Annotated in this window: 22 protein-coding genes and 1 pseudogene; 16 read left to right on the forward strand and 7 right to left on the reverse strand. The window is 62.5% G+C overall.

What is annotated here, in order from left to right; all coding sequences use genetic code 11:
• Nucleotides 1–5: 5 nt before the first annotated feature.
• Entirely contained in the window at nucleotides 6–446 is a 441-nt protein-coding gene (locus NCT32_RS27825) for a universal stress protein (RefSeq protein ID WP_250490700.1), read from the reverse strand.
• 27 nt (nucleotides 447–473) lie between these two features.
• Nucleotides 474–1076, reverse strand: coding sequence for an NAD(P)H-dependent oxidoreductase (locus tag NCT32_RS27830; RefSeq protein ID WP_250490701.1), 603 nt, complete (start codon nucleotides 1074–1076; stop codon nucleotides 474–476).
• A 142-nt stretch (nucleotides 1077–1218) separates the two neighbouring features.
• Here NCT32_RS27830 and NCT32_RS27835 point away from each other — a divergent pair, with 142 nt between their 5' ends.
• The 11 genes from NCT32_RS27835 (at nucleotide 1219) to NCT32_RS27885 (ending at nucleotide 12701) form a co-directional block, all read left to right on the forward strand.
• A complete protein-coding gene (locus NCT32_RS27835) occupies nucleotides 1219–2058 on the forward strand; it encodes a universal stress protein (protein WP_250490702.1) in 840 nt (279 codons plus the stop codon).
• 90 nt (nucleotides 2059–2148) lie between these two features.
• Complete coding sequence (locus NCT32_RS27840; RefSeq protein ID WP_250490703.1) at nucleotides 2149–2976, forward strand: universal stress protein; 828 nt, start codon at nucleotides 2149–2151, stop codon at nucleotides 2974–2976.
• A 334-nt stretch (nucleotides 2977–3310) separates the two neighbouring features.
• Nucleotides 3311–4546 carry a chromate efflux transporter gene (gene chrA, locus NCT32_RS27845; RefSeq protein WP_250490704.1) on the forward strand — a complete coding sequence of 412 codons (1236 nt, stop codon included), beginning with the start codon at nucleotides 3311–3313 and terminating at the stop codon, nucleotides 4544–4546.
• A 101-nt stretch (nucleotides 4547–4647) separates the two neighbouring features.
• Nucleotides 4648–5553, forward strand: a complete 906-nt coding sequence (locus NCT32_RS27850) for a LysR family transcriptional regulator (protein WP_250490705.1) — start codon at nucleotides 4648–4650, stop codon at nucleotides 5551–5553.
• A 118-nt stretch (nucleotides 5554–5671) separates the two neighbouring features.
• Nucleotides 5672–6862, forward strand: coding sequence for a CoA transferase (locus tag NCT32_RS27855; RefSeq protein WP_250490706.1), 1191 nt, complete (start codon nucleotides 5672–5674; stop codon nucleotides 6860–6862).
• A 10-nt stretch (nucleotides 6863–6872) separates the two neighbouring features.
• Nucleotides 6873–7844, forward strand: a complete 972-nt coding sequence (locus NCT32_RS27860; protein WP_250490707.1) for a hydroxymethylglutaryl-CoA lyase — start codon at nucleotides 6873–6875, stop codon at nucleotides 7842–7844.
• Nucleotide 7845: 1 nt separating this feature from the next.
• Nucleotides 7846–8232, forward strand: a complete 387-nt coding sequence (locus NCT32_RS27865) for a VOC family protein (protein ID WP_250490708.1) — start codon at nucleotides 7846–7848, stop codon at nucleotides 8230–8232.
• Between the two features lie 70 nt (nucleotides 8233–8302).
• Nucleotides 8303–9616, forward strand: coding sequence for a dicarboxylate/amino acid:cation symporter (locus NCT32_RS27870; RefSeq protein ID WP_250490709.1), 1314 nt, complete (start codon nucleotides 8303–8305; stop codon nucleotides 9614–9616).
• Between the two features lie 77 nt (nucleotides 9617–9693).
• On the forward strand, nucleotides 9694–10695 hold the full coding sequence (locus tag NCT32_RS27875) for a D-2-hydroxyacid dehydrogenase (RefSeq protein ID WP_250490710.1): 1002 nt from the start codon (nucleotides 9694–9696) through the stop codon (nucleotides 10693–10695).
• 162 nt (nucleotides 10696–10857) lie between these two features.
• Nucleotides 10858–11694 carry a bifunctional allantoicase/(S)-ureidoglycine aminohydrolase gene (locus tag NCT32_RS27880; protein WP_061120889.1) on the forward strand — a complete coding sequence of 279 codons (837 nt, stop codon included), beginning with the start codon at nucleotides 10858–10860 and terminating at the stop codon, nucleotides 11692–11694.
• A gap of 125 nt (nucleotides 11695–11819) precedes the next feature.
• A complete protein-coding gene (locus NCT32_RS27885) occupies nucleotides 11820–12701 on the forward strand; it encodes a LysR family transcriptional regulator (protein WP_250490711.1) in 882 nt (293 codons plus the stop codon).
• A gap of 49 nt (nucleotides 12702–12750) precedes the next feature.
• Here the strand turns inward: NCT32_RS27885 and NCT32_RS27890 are convergent, their stop codons facing one another.
• The gene (locus tag NCT32_RS27890; protein WP_061120887.1) at nucleotides 12751–13680 is read right to left on the reverse strand and encodes a LysR family transcriptional regulator; all 930 of its coding nucleotides are present in this window, start codon (nucleotides 13678–13680) and stop codon (nucleotides 12751–12753) included.
• 69 nt (nucleotides 13681–13749) lie between these two features.
• Complete coding sequence (locus tag NCT32_RS27895) at nucleotides 13750–15012, reverse strand: MFS transporter (RefSeq protein ID WP_250490712.1); 1263 nt, start codon at nucleotides 15010–15012, stop codon at nucleotides 13750–13752.
• A 249-nt stretch (nucleotides 15013–15261) separates the two neighbouring features.
• On the opposite strand from NCT32_RS27895, the gene NCT32_RS27900 reads away from it, so the two are divergent.
• A complete protein-coding gene (locus NCT32_RS27900; RefSeq protein ID WP_250490713.1) occupies nucleotides 15262–15570 on the forward strand; it encodes a DUF4148 domain-containing protein in 309 nt (102 codons plus the stop codon).
• Nucleotides 15571–15620: 50 nt separating this feature from the next.
• Nucleotides 15621–16019 (forward strand): FKBP-type peptidyl-prolyl cis-trans isomerase, encoded by a 399-nt coding sequence (locus tag NCT32_RS27905; RefSeq protein ID WP_061120884.1) that lies wholly within the window; start codon nucleotides 15621–15623, stop codon nucleotides 16017–16019.
• A 45-nt stretch (nucleotides 16020–16064) separates the two neighbouring features.
• Here the strand turns inward: NCT32_RS27905 and NCT32_RS27910 are convergent.
• The 3 genes and pseudogenes from NCT32_RS27910 to NCT32_RS27920 all read right to left on the reverse strand — a co-directional run.
• Nucleotides 16065–16763 (reverse strand): annotated as a pseudogene (locus NCT32_RS27910) (GNAT family N-acetyltransferase); the annotation flags it as partial.
• 183 nt (nucleotides 16764–16946) lie between these two features.
• Entirely contained in the window at nucleotides 16947–17423 is a 477-nt protein-coding gene (locus NCT32_RS27915; RefSeq protein WP_250490714.1) for a septal ring lytic transglycosylase RlpA family protein, read from the reverse strand.
• A gap of 115 nt (nucleotides 17424–17538) precedes the next feature.
• Nucleotides 17539–18414, reverse strand: a complete 876-nt coding sequence (locus NCT32_RS27920) for an IclR family transcriptional regulator (RefSeq protein ID WP_250490715.1) — start codon at nucleotides 18412–18414, stop codon at nucleotides 17539–17541.
• Nucleotides 18415–18701: 287 nt separating this feature from the next.
• Between NCT32_RS27920 and NCT32_RS27925 the strand changes: the two genes are divergently transcribed.
• Genes NCT32_RS27925 through NCT32_RS27935 form a run of 3 tightly spaced genes read left to right on the forward strand, consistent with a single transcriptional unit; the run spans nucleotide 18702 to nucleotide 21513 of the window.
• Nucleotides 18702–19793: an ABC transporter ATP-binding protein gene (locus tag NCT32_RS27925; protein WP_061120880.1), complete on the forward strand. Its 1092-nt coding sequence runs from the start codon at nucleotides 18702–18704 to the stop codon at nucleotides 19791–19793.
• Nucleotides 19786–20703, forward strand: coding sequence for an ABC transporter permease (locus tag NCT32_RS27930; protein WP_061120879.1), 918 nt, complete (start codon nucleotides 19786–19788; stop codon nucleotides 20701–20703). The genes NCT32_RS27925 and NCT32_RS27930 overlap by 8 nt, the downstream gene beginning before the upstream one ends.
• A 15-nt stretch (nucleotides 20704–20718) precedes the next feature.
• Nucleotides 20719–21513 (forward strand): ABC transporter permease, encoded by a 795-nt coding sequence (locus NCT32_RS27935; protein WP_061120878.1) that lies wholly within the window; start codon nucleotides 20719–20721, stop codon nucleotides 21511–21513.
• Nucleotides 21514–21516: the final 3 nt, after the last annotated feature.

The raw sequence follows: 21516 nt of genomic DNA on the forward strand, positions 1-21516 counted from the left end.
TTGCGTCACGCCTGAGCGAGTGATCGGATCAAAAGCACCGGACAAGTCGAATGTCGCAAGAATGCTTCCGCGACGCTGCCGAGGACCAGCCGCCGAATACCGGTGTGGCCGTGCGTGCCCATGACAACCATGTCGACTTGCGTTTGCGTCGCGAAGCGCTGAAGGCATCGCGCAACCGTGTCCGTTGTGTTTTCGGTTTCCAGCAGTTGTGTCTCGCATTCGAGACCCGCCGCATGAACGCGCTCCCGCGCGCCGTCGAGCATGCGGCGCGCGTTGCTGAATACCTCGTTGCGATGACGCACCGGATATGACGACAGCGCCGCCGCATCCGCGACGAAAACTGCGCGCACTCGCGCTTGCGAGCCCTTTCCACAACGGATCGCTTCGTCCAATGCACGTTGCGACGGTTCGCTTCCGTCGAGTGCGACCATGATGTTCCGGTACATTGATATCTCCGATTTCCTATTAACCGCTTACACGGCCCATTCGAGATTGTCGATTCGCGCCAGCGTGCGCTCGATACGATCCACGAAAATCTCGATGAAGCGCTGTTTCGCCTGTGCATCCAGCCGGGCTGTAAGGGCGCAACGCGCGACCGGCTGCTTGCCGGCGAGTTTCGTCATCTCGCGAAAAACCTTGGCGTCGCCTCGCATGTGCTGCGTGCAGAAAAAGGCCACATGCGGCAGCTTGCGCCGGTGGATAGCGAGCCATGCGCGTACCGGCGCGCTGATCGTACCCGCCCATACCGGCGTCCCGACAACGACCACGTCGTAATTCGCCACATCGCGGCGCGATGCCTTGATATGCACACTTCGCGTGAACACGGCATCGGCGAGAGAGCGCAAATAGCCCAACGGCCCCGAGCGATCGACCGGTTCCGTGATGACCTCGAAGTCGGCGTGCAGCCGCTCCGCTAATGCCGCACCTATGGCACGCGTTGTGCCGCTGCGAGAAAAGCAAACTACGAGCACTTTGGACATCTGCATTCTCCGCGACTCATTCATGACATTTCGATGATGACGATCTGACGAGGCCACTGTATCCCCGTCATGGTGTTGCCGATTGACCTGAGTCAATCCAGACCGGCCCTTCGATAAAGCGCGGCGCCGTTGACCTGAGTCAACCGCGCCGTCGAGCCGCCTCCATAAACTGGGTGCCAGTGAAGAACACGCGGGCATGTGCACTCATGCACCGCAATTCGACTCGAGGAGCCATCCGATGAGCTACAAGACCATTCTCGTGCACCTGGACACCAGCGTGCGCGCGCATCCCAGACTGGAAACCGCGTTGCAGCTAGCCAAGCGCTTCGGCGCGCATGTCATCGGCCTCTTTGCGGTGTTCGAGCCCGACCCGCGCGCCTTCAACATCATGGCGGGTACCGCCGAGTACTACGAGCAACACGCGGCCAGGCGGCGCGAACAGCGCGGTGCGATCGAGCGGCTGTTTCATGCGGAAATCAAGCGCGCGGGCGTGTCGGGTGAATGGATCGAAACACAGCAACGAGCGAACGATTCCGTTCCCCGTTTTGCGCGCTGCGCGGATCTCATCGTCGTCAGCCAGGACGATCCGGCCGATCCGGAGTCTTACGTCGGCGACCACTTTCCGGAGACCACCATCCTCACCTCGGGCCGACCGGTCCTGCTTGTCCCGTACACGGGCTTCTTCGCCTCGGTCGGAAAACATCCGATGATCGCCTGGGACGGCAGCCGCGAAGCGACCCGCGCCGTGCATGACGCCCTGCCCTTTCTGAAGACGGCCGAGCGTGTCTCGATCGTGAGCGTCGATACACCGCGGCGGGAAGCAGGCGACGACCGCATTCCGGGCGCGGACATCGCGGCCTGCGTCGCGCGGCATGGCATCAAGGCCGAAGTCTCATCGGGCGGCGTTACTCCGAACGCATCCGCGGGTGAAATGCTGCTTTCCCGCGCTGCCGATCTGAATGCGGACCTGGTGGTCATGGGTGGCTATGGACATGCGCGCTGGCAGGAACTCGTGCTCGGCGGCGCCACGCGAACCTTCCTCGCGTCGATGACCGTGCCGGTATTGATGTCTCACTGATGTCCGTATCGCGTCGTGCCCGGTCCTGCTCGTGCCCGCGAGATCGCACGAAAGACCCTATGGCACGACGGCACTCGAGGAGACGACGTCATGAACTGGAAAACCATTCTCGTCCATCTGGATAACAGCCGGCGTTGCGATGTGCGGACCCGGTATGCATTGGACATCGCCCGCCGTTTCGATGCGCATGTCATCGGTCTCTATCTGGTTTGTCAGGACCTCGTTCATCACCTTTTCGAGCCGGCAGAGCCCCTGCAACGCAAGGGATACGAACAACAGCGCCGAACCTCGCTCGACCGGGCGCGCGAAGCATTCGAGCGCGCTGCCGAACTGGCCGGTATCAACGCAGAGTGGCGTGCGCCGGCAGGCTCCATACTCGATGCCGCCACGTTACATGGCCGCCATGCCGACGTGATCCTGCTCGGACAGGATGATCCTGACGATCCCGATGCGTTCGTTGCGCGGCATTTCGTCGAGGACGTCGTGATCGGCGCGGGACGCCCGGTGCTGCTCGTGCCGCGAACGGGCGACTTTGCGACTATCGGCGAGAACGTGGTCATAGCGTGGGACGGCAGCCGCGAAGCCGCGCGCGCAGTCGCCGATGCGCTGCCCATCTTGCGTCGTGCCCGATTCGTCGAGATCATGACCGTCGAGCGCCATAGAGACATACAAGCGCCCGCAGGTATCGAGATTTCCGCTTATCTGGATCGTCAAGGCATTCGCGCGAGTTTCTCCTCGACGCCTCGCGTGAGCGGCGAAAGCACAGGGATGACGTTGATAGACAAAGCGAACCGTGTGCATGCGGACATGCTCGTCGCGGGCGCCTATGCGCATTCGCGTGGACTCGAAAGGGTGCTGGGCGGTGTGACCAACAATCTCCTGCAGGTATCGACGCTTCCTGTTCTTCTGTCGCATTGAGCAAATATGTTGCTGTCAGCGACACGCCTTGGCGAATCCCGTCGATTCTCTCTAATCGGCGTTTCGCCAAATCGTGCACTGAACGACGAGGACAGCAACGACGATAACTATCAACACGACGACGCCGACTAATCCAATGATCTTTCCCATTGCATCGACTCGCAAATGCTTGCTTTGAAGGTACAGGTTAAAGATCGGGAGGCGGTCGTCATTTGATTTGGGTTAAATGTTTCCGCTCCTGGCCCAAAGCACTGCGATTGCAAAGACGCGACAAGACCGCTGCACTCATAGGTCATAATGCACGCTTCCACGGTCGCAACAGAAGAATGAAAAGATGCTACGAGCGAAGCCGAAATCCTTTGACTCGCGCGCTGCGCGATCGGTCTTTCTCGCCTTCCTGAAACTTGGCTTGACGTCTTTCGGCGGTCCTACCGCTCATATCGGCTATTTTCGCCATGAATTCGTCACGCGTCGGCAATGGCTGAATGATGCGCAATTCGCTCAACTCGTCGCTTTGTGTCAGATCTTGCCCGGCCCGGCAAGCAGCCAGGTGGGATTCTCGATTGGATTGCTCAGGGCCGGCTGGTTGGGCGGATTCATGGCATGGTGCGGCTTCACACTGCCCTCTGTCGTCGCGATGGTCGCCGTCGCGATCGCAGCACCCTTCGCTTTTCATAACACGCTCGGAGACGCGCTCGTTCACGGCCTGAAGCTGGCTGCCGTAGTGATCGTGACTCAAGCGCTGCTCGACATGGCGCGGCGCTTGTGCCCCGGAGTGCGACATGCCGCCATCGCTCTGCTCGCCGGAGCATGTCTTTTCATATCGCCTCTGGCATGGAGCCAATGGATGGTGCTCCTCGGAGGCGCGTTTCTCGGATCGCTGCTCTTGCGACCTTCGATCGCGTCTGAAACCGAAGCCGCATCGATCGACTCCGCGAGCATCTTTTGCGTGCCATTCTCGCGTGTCGCGGCATACGCTTGTCTGATCACCTTTGCAGTCTTATTGATCGTCCTTCCGGTCGTCGCCGACGTCACGCGACTTCAAGGCATTCGCTTATTCGATGCTTTCTTTCGTTCCGGCGCGCTGGTGTTTGGCGGCGGTCATGTCGTGCTTCCGTTGCTGAAAGCGGCGACAGTCGACTCGGGCTGGATCGGCACGAACCTCTTTCTCGGCGGCTATGCTGCAGCACAAGCGTTGCCGGGGCCGCTCTTCACGTTTGCAACGTTTCTCGGATGGAGCATCGGCGTACCGCAATCGTGGGGCGGCGCGGCGATCGCGACGATCGCCATCTTTCTTCCCGGGCTATTGCTCGTCGCCGGCGCGCTCCCTTTCTGGGAAGCAGCGAGCCGGCACACCGCCATGCGGGGGCCGCTCGCCGGGATCAATGCGGCGGTGGTCGGGCTGCTTGCGCATGCGCTTTATGATCCGTTATGGACCACCACGGTGCGCTCGCTGGCCGACGTTGTTTTCTGGGCTATCGCTCTCGGCATCACGCTCAAACTCAGATTACCGCCGCTCGCTGTGGTGCTCCTGAGTACGGGCGTCGGCATGTGCGTTGCACTTTTTTGATGTTCCATCGTCAATGATGGAATTTGCCGCGATCGTCTCCTGCGACGCGCATCGGACCGACGTTTCATAACGGCACGGCACGCCTCCCGTGAAGTCACATCATGACGAGCTACTTTCACTACGATCTGCACTCACTGCGGCTTTTCATCGTCGTCGCCGAGCTCGGCAGTCTCACGCGCGCCGCCGACCGCACGAGCATGACGCTGTCGGCGGTCAGCAAGCGCATCGCCGACCTCGAGCGCAGCACCGGCTGCACGCTGCTGTTGCGCCAGCCGCGCGGCGTCGAACTCACCGCCGCCGGAAAGGGTCTGCTGGCGCATGCGCGCCAGGTGGTCGAGCGCGTGAACCGCATGGCCAACGAGATGAGCGACTATGCCGTCGGCGTGCGCGGCCATGTGCGCATGTGGGCGAATACATCGGCGATCGTGCAGTTCCTTCCGCGCGACGTCCGCGTCTTTCTCGCCGACAACCCGAGCGTGAAGATTTCGCTGGAAGAGCGCCTGAGCGGCGAAATCGTCGCGGCCGTCACGAACGGTGATGCAGACATCGGCATCTTCGCGGACAACGTGCCGGCGCCGAATATCGACAAGGCGGTGTATCGCCAGGACAAGCTCGTGCTGCTGGTGCCGAACGATCATCCGCTTGCATCGCACGAAGCGGTTGCATTCGTCGATACGCTCGATTACGAGTATGTCGGTCTCAACGAAGGCAGCTCCCTGCTTGCGCGTCTGCTCGATGCCGCGTTCAGCGCCGAGCGCACGCTCAAGGTTCGCATTCAGGTCAGCAGTTTCGACGGCATCTGCCGGATGATCGAGCAAGGACTCGGCATCGGCGTGTTGCCTGAAGCGGCGGTGCGCACCGAGATTCTTGCGGCGGGCCTTCGCCCCGTGCGCCTCCTCGATGACTGGGCCGATCGCACGCTCTGGATCGGCACTCGCTCGCGCGACGCGCTTTCGCCCGAAGCCGCGCGTCTGTTCGCCTTCATGTCCGCGCAAGCTCAAGCGTGACAAGGTATCCGCCGCCTTTCCGAAACGGAAAGGGTCCTTGAAAATTCATTGATTATCAGCGCGGCCGCTTTGTCGCACAGTGAAGCATCGGTACAACGACGCTTCATAGGAGACAACCGTGACGAAGCCGCTCGCAGGCATACGCGTGCTCGAAATGGGACAGCTCATCGCCGGTCCCTTCGCTGGAAAGATGCTCGCCGAATTCGGCGCGCAGGTCATCAAGATCGAACCGCCCGGCACGGGCGATCCGCTGCGCAAATGGCGCCTGCTTCATGAAGGCACGTCGGTGTGGTGGGCGGCGCAGTCGCGCAACAAAGAATCGCTGACGCTCGATCTTCGCTCGCCCGAAGGCCAGGACGTTGCGCGCGAACTCATCGCCGAAAGCGATGTCCTCATCGAAAATTTTCGCCCCGGCACGCTCGAAACGTGGGGTCTCGGCTGGGACGAACTGCACGCGCTCAATCCCCGTCTCGTGATGCTGCGTGTCTCCGGCTACGGACAGACGGGACCGTATCGCGACCGGCCGGGCTTCGGTGTCGTCGCCGAAGCGATGGGCGGCTTGCGTCATCTCAGTGGCGAACCGGGCCGCACGCCGGTGCGCGTGGGCGTGTCCATCGGCGATTCACTGTCGGCACTGCATGGCGTGATCGGTATCCTGCTCGCGCTGCGTCATCGCGATCAGAACGGCGGCGAAGGACAGATGATCGACGTCGCGCTGTACGAATCCGTCTTCAACATGATGGAAAGCCTCGTGCCCGAGTTCTCCGCGTTCGGCGCGGTGCGTCAGCCCGCGGGCAGCAGTCTGCCGGGCATCGCGCCGTCGAACGCGTATCGCTGCGCGGATGGCAAGTACGCGCTGATCGCGGGCAACGGCGACAGCATCTTCCGTCGCCTGATGGATTTGATCGGCCGCCGCGATCTCGCTGAGGATCCCGCGCTCGCACAGAACGATGGCCGCGTGAAGCAGGTCGAGCGCATCGATGCCGCCATCGCCGAATGGGCGAATCGTCGGCCGCTCGACGACGTGCTCGCGGCGCTCAACGAAGCGCGCATCCCCGCCGGCAAGATCTATGACGTCGCCGATATCGCGAGCGATCCGCACTATCGCGCGCGCGACATGATCCTCGATGCGCAGCTTCACGACGGCACGCCCGTGCAGGTGCCGGGCATCGTCCCGAAGCTGAGCGCGACGCCCGGCACGATCGACTCGCAAGCCCCGACGCTCGGACAGCACACGGATGCGGTGCTCGAACGCATCGGCATCGATCGGGCGACCCGCGACGCATGGCGTACGCGCGGCATCATCTGAGAGGAGCACCATGAAAAACAAACGTGTTCATATCCAGGAAGTCGCGACCCGCGACGGCTTCCAGAACGAAGCGCAGTTCGTCTATACCGACGCGAAGATCGCGCTCATCGATCGTCTGAGCGCTTGCGGTTACGCGAAGATCGAAGTGACGTCGTTCACGTCGCCGAAAGCAATTCCCGCGCTGCGCGATGCCGAAGCGGTGATGCACCGCATCGCGCGGCGCGACGGCATCGTTTATACCGTGCTCGTGCCGAACATTCGCGGCGCCGAGCGCGCGCTGTCGTGCGGCGTCGATGAAGTCAATCTGGTGATGTCGGTGAGCGAGAGTCACAATCGCACGAATCTGCGCATGAGCCGCGAGCAGTCGTTCGCGCAATTGCGCGATGTGATCGGCGTCGTCACGCAGACGCAGGTTGCCATCAACGTGTCGCTCTCGACAGCGATGGGTTGCCCGATGGAAGGCGACATCGCGCAGGAAGACGTGCTCGGCTGGATGCAGCGTTTCGCCGATCTCGGCGTGCACGGCGTCACGCTATGCGATACGACCGGCATGGCGTTTCCCTCGCAGGTCGGTGCGTTGTGCGCGGCCGCACGCGAGCGCTTTGCCGCGCTCGAACTGACGCTGCACTTTCACAACACGCGCGGCATGGCGCTCGCCAACACGCTGGCCGCGCTCAATGCGGGCATCGACCGCTTCGATGCATCGCTCGGCGGTCTCGGCGGCTGTCCGTATGCGCCGGGGGCGACCGGGAACGTCTGCACGGAAGAGCTGGTTCACATGCTCGAACTCGACGGCTATGACACGGGCGTCGATCTTGCCGCGCTCCTGTCCGCTTCAGCGCTGCTGCCGGCCTTGATCGGCCACGACGTGCCGAGCCAGTTGCTCAAGGCGGGCCGTCGTCTCGACCTCCATGCGATGCCTTGCGCCGCCGGCGACGGTCAACCGGAACAACGCGCTTTCGCACAGCGAATGGGAGTCTGACATGAGCTTTATCGGGCATCTCGATCATCTCGTGCTGACCTGCGTCGATGTCGAAGCTACGAAGCGCTTCTACACCGACATCCTGCAGATGCGGCTCGAGACTTTCGGCGAGGGGCGCCTCGCGTTCCGCTTCGGCAATCAAAAGATCAACGTGCATGTTCGGGGCGCCGAGTTCGAACCGAAAGCGCATCTCCCGCTGCCGGGCGCGCTGGACTTGTGCTTCATCGCGACGGTTCCGCTCGACGATGTCATCGCGCATTTCGAACAATGCAAGTGGCCGATCGTCGAAGGCCCGGTGCAACGCACGGGCGCGACGCAAACAATCCGTTCCGTCTACGTCCGCGATCCCGATCTGAACCTGATCGAGATATCCGAACCCGTGGCGTAGGCGCCCCGCTTCAAGCGGTGAACGGCAGATAAGCCGACCCGACTCTCAGTGATGTAACAGGAGACGACGCATGAGCATCACAACGGAAGCGCCTGTCGAGGCGCGAGCCATTCCCCGTCCGCGCAAGCGGTGGTTTCAGCATCTTTATATCCAGGTCCTGATCGCAGTCGTGCTCGGGATTCTCGTCGGGCACTTCTATCCCTCTTTCGGCGAAGCGATGAAGCCGCTCGGCGACAACTTCCTGAAACTCATCAAACTGATGATCGCGCCGCTGATCTTCTGCACGGTGGTGCACGGCATCGCCAGCATGAACGACATCAAATCGGTGGGACGCGTCGGCATCAAGTCGCTCATCTACTTCGAGGCGATGACCACGCTTGCACTCGTCATCGGGCTGATCGCGGTGAACCTGATGAAGCCCGGAAGCGGCATGCACATCGATCCGCGCACGCTCGACATGTCGTCCATCGCTGCGTACACCAAGGCCGCTCACGACCAGAGCGTCGTCGGGTTCCTGTCGCACATCATTCCGACGACGGTCTTCGGCGCGTTTGCGGAGGGCGACATCCTGCAAGTGCTGTTCATCTCGATCATCTTCGCCTTTGCGCTTCAGATGCTCGGCGAACGAGGCAAGCCGCTGCTTTCGGTGATCGACGCCGGCGCGAACACGTTCTTCAACATGGTCCGCATCGTGATGTATGTCTCGCCGATCGGCGCGTTCGGCGCGATTGCGTTCACGATCGGCAAGTACGGCGTCGTCTCGCTCGGCTCGTACGGACAGCTTCTGCTGACCTATTACCTGACCGGATTCGTCTTCGTGTTCGTCGTTCTCGGTGTGGTTTGCAGGCTCGCAGGATTCAGCCTGATCTCGTTTTTGCGCTATATCCGCGAAGAATTGCTTCTCGTGCTCGGCACGTCGTCGTCGGAGTCCGCGCTGCCTCGGCTCATGGCGAAGCTCGAAAGACTCGGCTGCGAGAAATCCGTCGTCGGTCTCGTCGTGCCTGCCGGATACTCTTTCAATCTCGACGGCAGTTGCATCAACATGACCGTACTCGCCATCTTCATTGCGCAGGCGACGGACAGCACGCTGAGCATCGGTCATCAGCTCACGCTTCTGCTCGTCCTGCTGCTTACGTCCAAAGGCGCGGCGAGCGTCAGCGGTGGCGCGTTCATCGTACTGGCGGCGACGCTGAGTTCCGTGCCCGGCATACCTGTCGCGGGCCTTGTTCTCGTGCTCGGCATCTATCGGTTCATCTCTGAAGGCGGCGCGTTGATCAACGTCATCGGCAACGGCATTGCGACGATCGTCGTCGCAAAATGGGAAAAGGCGCTCGACCGCGAGACGTTCAAGCACCAGCTCGCCCTTGGTCCGCGCGACGACTGACATCTCAACTTCGTCAAAGCCGATGCTTCGTTCTCGAAGCACATCATCATCACAGCAGCATGAGCCACCGATAGAACATGACTTCATCATCGTCAACCCTGCGTGTCGTATTCCTCGACCGATCGACCATTCCGCCGAATACGCGCCTGAAGGACTTGCCGTTCAGTCACGAACTGCGCGTATTCGAATCAACCCGGCCCGAAGATTTGCCCGGTCGCGTTCGCGATGCCGATATCGTCATCACCAACAAAGTAAAGCTCTCCGGCGATGTGATCGCTCAGGCCAAGAACCTCAAACTGATCGCGATCGTCGCAACGGGCACCGACAACGTGGACATTGGCGCCTGCAATGAAATGGGCATATCGGTCTGCAACGTTCGCGACTATGCGGTGCACACGGTCCCGGAGCACACCTTCGCGCTGATCTTCGCGCTTCGGCGCAGCCTGACCGCTTACCGTGCGGCAGTGCAAGCGGGTCGCTGGCAAGCGTCCGGGCAATTCTGCTTTTTCGACTATCCCATCAAGGATCTGGCGGGCGCGACGCTCGGTGTGATTGGTGACGGCGCATTGGGAAAGGCGACCGCCGAGATGGGAAAAGCGCTGGGGCTGAAGGTGCTTTTCTCGGCTTTCAAGGGACGCGACGATATGGGAATGCTTTATACGCCGTTCGAGCGCGTGCTCGAAGCGTCCGACATCATCACGCTGCATTGTCCGCTCAACGATCAGACCCGCGATCTCATCGGCGATGCGGAGTTCGCGAAGATGAGACAGCGCCCGCTGCTCATCAATACGGCGCGCGGCGGACTCGTGAACGAGGCGGCACTGGTTCGTGCCATCAAGGGTGGCTCGATATCGGGCGCAGGCTTCGATGTCGCAAGTCATGAGCCGCTGCGAAAAGACAATCCCTTGAACGATATCCTGGATCATCCGGCGTTCATTCTCACGCCTCACGTCGCGTGGGCGAGCGACGGCGCAATTCAGACGCTCGCGGATCGACTCATGGAGAATGTCGCGGCGTATGTCGCGGGAAAGCCGCAAAACATCGTTAACGCACCGCGCGGCATTCGCCTGGCTGTCTGAAAGGATCGTCTGCCGCAGCGCCCATGCGATCCCATTCAGAAAACGGATACCCCGCATTCGAACATTTAATTTGTCGATACCCCGCGTCTCCTATATTTTTGTACAGGTCCAGCACGGCGTCGCCTTCAGTGCGACGGCGTGAACCCCAACGGAGACTCACCTATGTCAACCAATACCTACTACGCGCCTCATGGCGGTCATCCATCACAGACAGAGTTGCTGACCGATCGCGCGATGTTCACCGAAGCATATGCCGTCATCCCCAAAGGCGTGATGCGCGATATCGTCACCAGTCATCTGCCGTTCTGGGACAAGACGCGTCTGTGGGTATTGGCGCGGCCTCTGTCGGGCTTTGCCGAAACGTTCTCGCAATACATCATGGAAGTGGCGTCCGGCGGCGGCAGCGAGCATCCGGAACAGGACCCGAAAGCCGAAGGCGTGCTGTTCGTCGTCGAAGGCGAAATCGAAGTAACGCTGCAAGGCACCCTGCACGTGCTGAAGACCGGCGGCTATGCGTTCATTCCGCCCGGCACGAACTGGCAATTGCGCAATCGTCATAAAGATACCGCCCGCTTCCACTGGGTCCGCAAGCACTATGAAGCCGTGGATGGCGTGCCGCTGCCCGAAGCGTTCGTGACGAACGAGCAGGACGTGGAGCCGATTCCGATGCCCGGCACCGAAGGACGCTGGGTGACGACGCGCTTCGTCGATACCAGCGACATGCGTCACGACATGCACGTGAACATCGTCACGTTCCAGCCCGGCGGCGTCATCCCGTTCGCGGAAACGCACGTGATGGAACACGGTCTCTATGTGCTGGAAGGCAAGGCGGTTTATCGGCTGAATCAGGACTGGGTCGAAGTCGAAGCCGGCGACTTCATGTGGCTGCGCGCATTCTGCCCGCAAGCGTGTTATGCAGGCGGCCCGAGCCGTTTCCGCTATCTGCTGTACAAGGACGTCAACCGTCACATGAAGCTGACGCTCAACTCACTACGCTGATTCCTCGCGCGATGCGGCACGCGCTTTTAATCGGGCGTGCCGGCCGAACGAACGCTGTGTGATTGCCAGCGCCCGGTCACGCGTGATAGAAGTCAAAGTCCGAAATTCAAAGATCGACCGGGTCGATGAAAAACGTTCCCCAAGCCCGTACCCCGCACTTCGACCTGGATCTGCTGAAAGCCATCGTCATGGTGGCCGATTGCGGCACCTTCACCGCAGCCGCCGCACGGCTTCATTCGACGCAGTCGACAGTGAGCCAGAAGGTGCGTCGCCTGGAGGAAATGGCGGGACACAAGCTGCTCGAACGCGGCAGTCGCGACGTCCTTCCGACCGACGCCGGAGAAACGCTGCTCGCCTACGCCCGCCGGATGCTCGCACTCAACGATGAAATGATCGAGGCGCTATCCGGTGCGAACGTCGGCCTGACGGTGCGTCTCGGCGTGCCGGAAGACTTCGTCGGCGGGCCGACGACGCACATGCTCGCCGCGTTCAATCGCAAGCATCCGCAGGTGAAGCTCGAAGTGACGAGCGGACTGTGCCGCGACATCAGCAACAGCTACGATCGCGGCGAGCTCGATCTGGTCCTCGTGAAGCAGCGGCGCAATAGCCGCGAGGCCGTCGCGAACTGGCCGGAGCAACTGCGATGGATCGACAGCGCGAAGAGTCCGTCGATCGGACTCGATCCGATTCCGCTCGTCGCCTTCCCGCCGCGCGGGCTGTATCGCGACGACATGACCAACGCGATCGAAAGCATCGGACGACGCTGGCGCCTGAGCTTCATCAGTTCGAGTCTGAGCGGCATTCAGGCGGCCGTCGCCGATGGTCTGGGCATCAGCCTTCTCCCGGCGCGGGCCGTTGCGCCCGATCACGTCGTGTTGACGACGAAAAGCGGGCTGCCGGCCATCGAGACGATGGACATCGCGCTGATGCATCGCCCAACCGCCGACGCCGTCGTGAAGGCGCTTGCACGGGCCTTGTCGCGGATGTTCGGGCCGCAGCGTCGGTGACTGGCAGCGTTCAAAGGCTGGTTGCGGGACAGACGATTAGTTGCATGGCTTACTGAACCCATCCGCGCTCGATGAGCGGCACGTCCCACGCCGGCTCCGGGCCCAGTCGCTCGGCGAGAAACTCGACCAGCGCCTTCACCTTGAGCCCCTGACGCTGCGTCGCCGGATAGACGGCTGCAAAGTTCATCGGTGAGAGTGCATAGTCCGCCAGAATCGGCACGAGCGCCCCATTCAGCAGCGACGCGCTCGCCACCAGCGTCGGCAGGCACACGATCCCGCCGCCCGTCAGCGCGTAATCGTGCAGCAGATGGACGGAATTGGAGCGGATGATGCCGGGCAATTCGATTTCGACGACCTCGTCGCCGCGCGTCATCGTCCAGCGATTGCGCGACGGATAGCCCGAATAGAGCGCCGTCCTGTGATCCAGCAATTCACGCGGATGCCGCGGCGCGCCATGCTCTTGCAAATACGCGGGCGCCGCGCAAAACAATCGACGGACGGTGAAAAGACGCCGCTCGATCAAGGATTCGGAGATAGCCGGGAAAATCTGGAAGGCGACGTCGAAGCCTTCCTCGATCGGATCGACGACGCGGTCATTGACGATCACGTCGAGCTGGATACCGGGATACCGTCGATTGAATTCGGCCATCGACGCGCCGAAGTGACCCAGCGCGAAGCCCGGCAGCATCTGGATGCGCAGCCGCCCGGTCGGGGTTGCGCGCAGCTCGCGCATCTGGTCGGTCAGTTCGTTGACGCGTCCCACCACTTCCGCGCAGTCCCGATAGAACGCCTCGCCGACGTCGGACAGCCGTACGTGCCGCGTGCTGCGATGAAACAGCGGCACGTTGAGAAACTTTTCGAGCTGCTGGATGCGCGTCGTGACCACCGAGCTGGCCACCCCGAGCTGACGCGCGGCCTCCGCGAAGCTGCTGGTCTCCGCGACCCGCACGAAGGCCTCGATGCTGAGAAAACGATCCATGCTGGTTCCTTTCGATCGTGTCCAGCATGTCAGTGTATCCGCTGCGCGCGAGGCTCCCGGGCGGCACACTTACTCGGGCTGCTCGCTTCCAGTGAGCTCGACCGCCCGCGCATTGCGGCGCACCCTGGCGGGCGCGGTTTCTTCGAGCAGCAAACTTACGCCGATACCGAGCAGCACGGCGCAGATGGGCAGCCAGAGAATATTCTGGATGCCGAATCGTGTCGCGACGAATCCGGCGAGCGCCGGCGCCACCCCGCCGCCGAAAATCTCCCCTGCGCCCACCACGATGCCGATTGCGGTCGACACCATGCCAACGGGCGCCGCCTCCGTCGCGACCGGCCCGGAGAGCAGCGAAACGAGGCCCAGCGTAAAGAAGGACGCGACGAACAGCACGACGAAGAGGACGAGCGGCTGCGCGCCGAGACCGCGAAACACATACAGCATGACCGCCGTGCCCGCGAAGCCGGCGATGCTCGCGAGCCGCCGGCCGACGATATCGGAAAGCCCCGGCAGACCGAACTGCCCGACGAAGCCGCCAAAGCCGATTGCCGACACCACGATGCCCATGCGCTGAGTGTCCAGCGAAAGGTATTCGGTAAGGTAAAGCGGCAGCATCGCGCCGAGCACGAAGACTCCGGTCATCGCACAGAAGAGCGCAATCATGGCGACGGGAATGTTGCGACGCTTCAGCACGTCGCGCCAGTTGCCCTCTGCGACCGTCGCCTGCCGATCCGTAGACGCCGGCTCGATCGCTCGCGGCTCGCGAATCACGAAGAACATCAGCAGCCCGAGAATCAGGCCGGGAACGGAGACGAGCGCGAAGACCCAGCGCCATGAGACCACGTTGAGCAATTGCGTGGCGATGATCGGCGAAAGCGCGAGCCCGAACAGCGCGAAGCCGCTTTGCTGGAGCCCGAGATTGAAGCCGCGCCGTTTCGGATGGGACGCGTCCGCGGTCGCGGCGAAGCTCGTCGGGCAGAACGAGCCTTCGGCCACGCCCATGAGCGCGCGCACGGCGATCAGACTGGCGAGACCGCCCGCCACGCCCGAGAAACCGGAGAGCAGCGAGAAAGCGATGATCGCGGGGATCAGCACCTTGCGTCGCCCGATCTTGTCGGAGATGCCGCCCATCAGCGCCGCGAACACGCCCCATGAGAGACCCAGTACGCCGATGCAGTTGCCGACGTCCTGCGCGGTGAGATGCAGGTCCTTCATGATCGCCGGGAAGAGCGGCGCGATCAGCCAGCGATCCAGTCCGACGAGGCCGAAGCCGAGCGCAAGCAGCGTCACCGCTTTCCATTCGTAGGACGTACCCCACCGTTTCGAGGTCATCTTTGTCTCCGAGTCAGAATCGCCGGCGGATTCGTCGCAGTGCGCCTCGCCGACGCAACAGAGAGTGGCCCAGACACGGTTTGAAAAGAACGGCCGAACCGGCGAATGCGTCATTTGCGAAATGCAAACAATGGCGCAACCGTAGTCGTCGCCGGGTATGGACGATGCGCTTCAGGCCGTACCAGGGATACTTCGGATGGACGCTTCGTGTATGCAGTAACCTTCAGACACGGGCAGAAGGAGCACGACATGAGCAAACTACTGAAAATCCGCGCGACGCTCTCCGCGCTGGTAATCTCGCTCGCCGGCTGCGTCGCGGGCGGCACGCAGCAAAGTGCGACGAACCTGAGCGCAACGCAATGCCGCGACCTCACCGCGCTCAGGAACCACGCGCCGCCCACGCGCGAGCGCAACCTGAGCGAACTGGCGGCGCTGGAGCGGGCGGGATACGACCCATCCAAGTTTTTCGATCCGTACTATCCGGACGATCTGCACGCGGCGCAGCGTCAGGTCGATCGCTGGTATCAGGCGGAGTGCCCGCAGGCGCGGCCGGATTGAGGCGGGAAGGCTACCGATATAATCGGCGTTCCGTCCAACGAGGTTATCGCATGAAAACAGTCATCGCCTTGCTCGCAGCATCGGTCATCGCATCGAGCGCGTTCGCCGCCAACGCCGTCGACAAATTGCCATCGGGCGTGGTCGTCGAACACATCAAACAAGGCACGGGTGCGCAACCGAAAGCCGACGACGTGGTAAGCGTCAACTATCGCGGCACGCTTGCCAACGGCACCGAGTTCGACAGTTCGAGCAAGCACGGCGGCCCCGCGACCTTCCCGCTCAACCGGGTGATTCCGTGCTGGACCCAGGGCGTGCAGAAGATCAAGGTCGGCGGCAAGGCGAAGTTGACGTGCCCCGCGGCAACCGCCTACGGGGATCGTGGCGTCGGCGCGATCCCGCCGAACAGCGACCTGACGTTCGAGGTCGAACTGCTCGGCATCGGCAAGTAAAAGCAAGTCACCGGGGCGGCATTCGATTCACTTGCCGCCCTCCTCCCGCAACTGCGCAAGCGATGCACGTTGCTTGCCGTTCGCGTCGAAGTTGTCGTCGGCGAGCCAGCGCTCGAAAGCGCGCCGTATGCGCGGCCAGTCCTTGTCGATGATCGCGTACCAGGCGGTATCGCGATTGCGTCCCTTATAGACGATCGCCTGCCTGAAGATGCCTTCGAACTCGAAGCCGAGCCGCAGCGCGGTCTTGCGCGAAGGCGCGTTCAGGCTGTCGCACTTCCATTCGTAGCGCCGATACCCCAGGTCGTCGAAGACATGACGCATCAACAGATACTGCGCTTCCGTCGATATGCGCGTCTGCTTGAGCAAGGGCGAAAACGTGACGCTGCCCATTTCGATGACACCATGCACGGGCTCGATGCGCATCAGCGCGAGTGTGCCGACCGCCTTGCCGCTCGCGGAATCGACGACGGTGTAGTGAAGCGGATCGGTGGATGCCGCGGCTTTCGTCAGGTAGTCGCGGAACGCGTCGAAGTCCGTGAACGGTCCGACGAAGAGATAGGTCCAGTCGCTGCCGTCCGGGGCCTGCCCATAGGCGTCGAAGAGATCGGCCGCGTGGCGATCCGCATCGAGCGGCTCGATGCGGCAATGCTTGCCTTCGATGGCGATGCGCGCGGGCCGCTCGCGCGGCGTCCAGTCGATCACCGCTTCGCCGATGGGCTGCTGATATTCGTTGGTTCTCGTCATGCGTGAAGGAACTCCGGTTGCGTGAGAAGGAGTGAGAGTACGGCGCGTCATCGCGTTGTGTGTTAATCGGGCTTCGCCGGTTCCCGTTAGCGTGTCGGTCTATTGGCGTTGCCCCTCTGCAAATAAACCAAGTAGAAAGCGGCATCCGGCGAAAGCCCATACCGTCCCAGAAAATGCACGCACCTAGCGCGCCCCCGCGCCCAGCTTCACGGTGCCATCAGGCTGAGGAACTTCGATCGGCTTGACTTCGACCGCCGCCGTGCCCTCCTTCTTGATCCCGAGCTTGTCCGCCGTCTTCGGCGAAACATCGACGATCCTGTCCTTCACATACGGGCCGCGATCCCGAATCTGCACCACTTCGCTATTGCCGTTCTCGAGATTCGTGACCCGTGCTTTAGTACCGAGCGGGAGCGTCTTGCTGGCGGCCGCGTCGGATTGCGGATTCATCTGCGTGCCGTCGGCCATCTTCTTCTTGTAGAACTTGTGGCCATAGTACGAAGCCTTGCCTTTGCGCGGATTGCCCGAGCGGTCGAGACCGCGTTCATGAGCGGATGTGGCCTTCGTGTGATGGCCGCTGGCGGATGCCGTCTTGTGCGCGGGATACGCCGTGCTCATGCAGCACGACACGATCACGCATACGAATGTCCGAACCCGTTTCATGTTCCTTTCCTCTTGAACTCGACGTCTCGTGGCTTCCTGGTAGCAGGGATCGATCCGTTTCCGTCTGCTCAATGGATCGAACGCCCGCACGGTGAGCCGGTTGAGCCCGTGAGCGCTACTGCTCCGGAGCGGACAACGGCCGGGTCGCCATCGCGCGCGTCAGACCGTGGACCGGGCGACGCACGGCTACATCGAACGGATTGATCTGCGGCCCGATAATCGCGGCCTGACGCTTCAGCAACTCGACCACCATCGGCAGGCGGTCTTCGCCGAGACGCGTCGACAGCGTGCCGACGCTCAGCGCGCCGACCGCAAGCCCGGAACGATCGAGAATCGGCACCGCGACGCCCGCCATGCCGTCGATCAGCCCGCTGTTGCGCCCGGCATAACCTTGCGCACGCACGCGCTCGATCTCGGTGCGCAGATAGACCTCGTCGAACACGCCATAGTTATGCAGCCGCGGCACGTTGAAGCGGATGATCTCCTCGCGCTCTTCCTCGGGTTGAAACGCGAGAATCGCGAGGCTGCCCTGCCCGACGCCCAGCGCCACGCGTCCGCCCACGTCGCCGGTAAAGGAGCGGATCGGGAACGGGCCTTCGCACATGTCGAGGCATACCGCATCGAAGCTGCTCTTCACGAGCAGGAAGATGGTGTCGCCGAGACTCGCGCATAGCCGCAGCAGCGCAGGCCGGCACAGCGTGCGCATCCGGCTCGGGTTGCCCGCGCGCGCCGCCAGCGAAAAGAAGTCGACGCTCAACCGATAGCGCTTGGTCCCTTCGTCCTGTTCGACGACGCCTTCAGCGATCAGCGCGTGCAAGATGCGGTGCACCGTCGCCTGCGTGAGTCCGACCGCCTTCGCGAGCGCGGTGACACGACTGCCTTCGGCCTGATCCTCGCCGAGGGCGCGGATCACGGCGAACGCACGCTCGAGCATGCCGACGCCGGGCGTTTCCGGCGCCGATGTTCCGTTTCCTTCGTCAGAAGCCTTCATCTTCGCCTCGTTTATTCCATTCGATGGAATGGCCGCGCTGCGCGCTCTTTCCGCCACTATTCGACCCGATCCGCGCGGGTTGCGCAATCTAAGGGATTACCCAGATCACGTTCAGCAGAATAAACCACAGTCTAAGAAGCAAACAATTCCGCTGTTCGAAATTTGGCATCAACTTTCAATCACTCACTGGAATTTTAAATTGACGCTTCGGAATTTGGCTGGCTAGAGTCCATTTCATCGGAATCAGTCGTACATCGCCGGCGCGCGCCGCGCCGAAGGGGCAGGCCATGTCGTTTCTCACGTTGACCGATCTTTCGAAATCGTTCGGCGATCTGCACGCCGTCGCCGACGTCAATCTGTCGGTCGAGAAGGGCGAATTCGTCTCGCTGCTCGGGCCGTCGGGCTGCGGCAAGACCACGACCTTGCAGATGATCGCGGGATTCATCGAAGCGACGCGCGGGCGCATCATGCTCGATGGCCGCGACATCACGCACATGCGCCCGAACCGGCGCGGACTCGGGATCGTGTTCCAGAGCTACGCCCTCTTTCCGCACATGAGCGTCGAGCAGAACGTGAGCTTCGGGCTGGAGATGCGCGGCATCGACAAGAGCGAGCGCCGCGAGCGCGTGCGCGAGGCGCTGTCGCTCGTGCGGCTCGACGCGTTCGCGCATCGTTTTCCGCGCGAACTGTCCGGCGGCCAACGTCAGCGCGTGGCGCTCGCGCGCGCGATCGTCATCGCGCCGCCCGTGCTGCTGCTCGACGAGCCGATGTCGAACCTCGACGCGAAGCTGCGCGAGGACATGCAGTTCGAGCTGCGCGGCATTCAGCGCAAGATCGGCACGACGACGATCATGGTCACGCACGATCAGTCGGAAGCGCTGTCGATCAGCGATCGCGTCGTCGTGATGGAAGCGGGCCGCATCACGCAGGTCGATACGCCGTATCGTGCGTATGAGCGTCCCGAGACGAGCTTCGTGTCGCAATTCATCGGCAAGGCCAACATGCTGCGCGGCACGATTGTCGCGCGCGACGGCGAGGCCATTCGCATCGATCTCGGCCACGATCTCGCAGAGACTGGCTCGACCTCGCAACTGCCGGAGCGCGAGCGCGCGATCGGCGTCGGCGATGCCGTGACCGTGTGCATCCGCCCCGAGAAACTGAAGCTCGGCGCGGCGGGCAGCGGACGTCTGCCCGGCCGCGTGACGAGCCGGTTCTTCCTCGGTAGCCAATGGCTTTACCGGCTCGACAGCCGCGCGGGCGAAATGCTCGTGTGTTGCCAGAATCACGGCGACGAACCGCTCGAAGAAGGCGCGCAAGTAGGCATCGACTGGAACACGGAGTCGATCCGCTTTATCCAGCAGGAGGCCGCTCGTGGATAGCACGCTGCGCTCTTCCGAGCCCGCCGCAACGGGGAAATCGAAACGCACCCGGCGCGCCCCGTGGCATGCCTATCTGCCGATGTGGATGATGAGCGCGCCCGCGCTCCTGCTCTTCGCGGTGCTCGTGATCGTGCCGCTCGCGATGACGCTCGCGCTCACGTTCTATCGTTTCGATCCGGCGATGGGCCCCGTCGCCGCGTTCGATCTGCACAACTACGCCGAAGTGCTCGGGTCGTCGTACTTTCACACGATCTTCGCGCGCACGTTCGGCATCGCCGCGCTGGTGACCTTGCTGTGCGTCGTCATCGGCACACCCGAGGCGTACATCCTGTCGCGCATGGGCGATCCCTGGCGCTCGATCTTTTTGCTCGTGATCCTCGCGCCGCTGCTCGTCTCGGTCGTCGTGCGCGCGTTCGGCTGGAGCATGCTGCTCAACGTGAACGGACTCGTGAATCAGTTGCTCGGCGCATTCGGCTTCGGTCCGTACAAGCTGCTTTATACGACGTTCGCGATCGTCATCGCGCTGGTTCACGTGATGCTGCCGTTCATGGTGATCCCGGTGTGGACGGCGCTCCAGCGCATCGATCCGCAGACCGAAAACGCCGCGCTCTCGCTGATGGCCTCGCCCGCCGTCACGCTGTGGCGCATCGTGCTGCCGCAACTCGTGCCGGGGATTCTTTCGGGCAGTCTGATGGTGTTCGGCCTGTCCGCGAGCGCCTTTGCGATTCCGGGACTGCTCGGCGGACGCCGTCTGAAGGTCGCGGCCACCACCGTCTACGACCAGTTCCTCAGTTCCATGAACTGGCCGCTCGGCGCCACCATCGCAATGCTGCTGCTCGTCGCGAATCTGGTGGTGATGCTCACTTACTATCGCGTGCTCGAGCGGCGCTACACGCGCAGCATGGGCTGAACGAGGCGATCCATCATGCGCAAAAACGGTCCCGTCGCGCTCGCGTTCCATACGATCGTGATCCTGTTCGTGCTGGCGCCGCTCGTCATCGTCGTGCTCGTCGCGTTCACGCCCGAAGAAACGCTGACGCTGCCCACGCGCGGCCTCTCGCTGCGCTGGTTCCGCGCGATTCTCGATTATCCCGACTTCATCTCGGCGTTCTTCAACAGCGTGAAGCTCGCGTTCGCATCGGCGACGCTGGCGCTCGTCGTCGCGTTGCCCGCGGGACTCGCGATCGGCCGCGCGCGCTTTCCCGGGCGCGGCTTCCTGAACGCGCTGCTGCTTTCGCCGCTCGTGATTCCCGGCCTCGTGCTCGGCATCGCGATGCTGCGCTTCTTCGCGCTGATCGGCGTAACCGGCTCGTTCGCGTGGCTGATCCTCGCGCACATGGTCATCATCACGCCGTTCGTGATGCGGCTCGTGCTCGCGTCGGTGAGCGGCATGGACCGCAGCATCGAGCACGCCGCGTCGTCGCTCGGCGCGAGTGCGTGGACGACCTTCCGCCGCGTCACGCTGCCGATGATCCTGCCCGGCATCACCGGAGGCTGGCTGCTCGCGTTCATCAACAGCTTCGACGAGCTGACGATGTCCGTCTTCGTCACATCGCCGCAAACGGTGACGCTGCCGGTGCGCATGTACATGTACGCGACCGAATCGATCGATCCGATGATGGCGTCGGTCTCCGCGCTCGTCATCTTCATCACCGCGGGCGCGATGCTGATTCTCGACCGCGTGTACGGGCTCAACCGCATTCTGATCGGCCAGCACTGAACC

Origin of the sequence: Caballeronia sp. INML2 (assembly GCF_023631365.1) — a bacterium.
In the GTDB taxonomy this organism is placed as follows: Bacteria; Pseudomonadota; Gammaproteobacteria; order Burkholderiales; family Burkholderiaceae; genus Caballeronia; species Caballeronia turbans.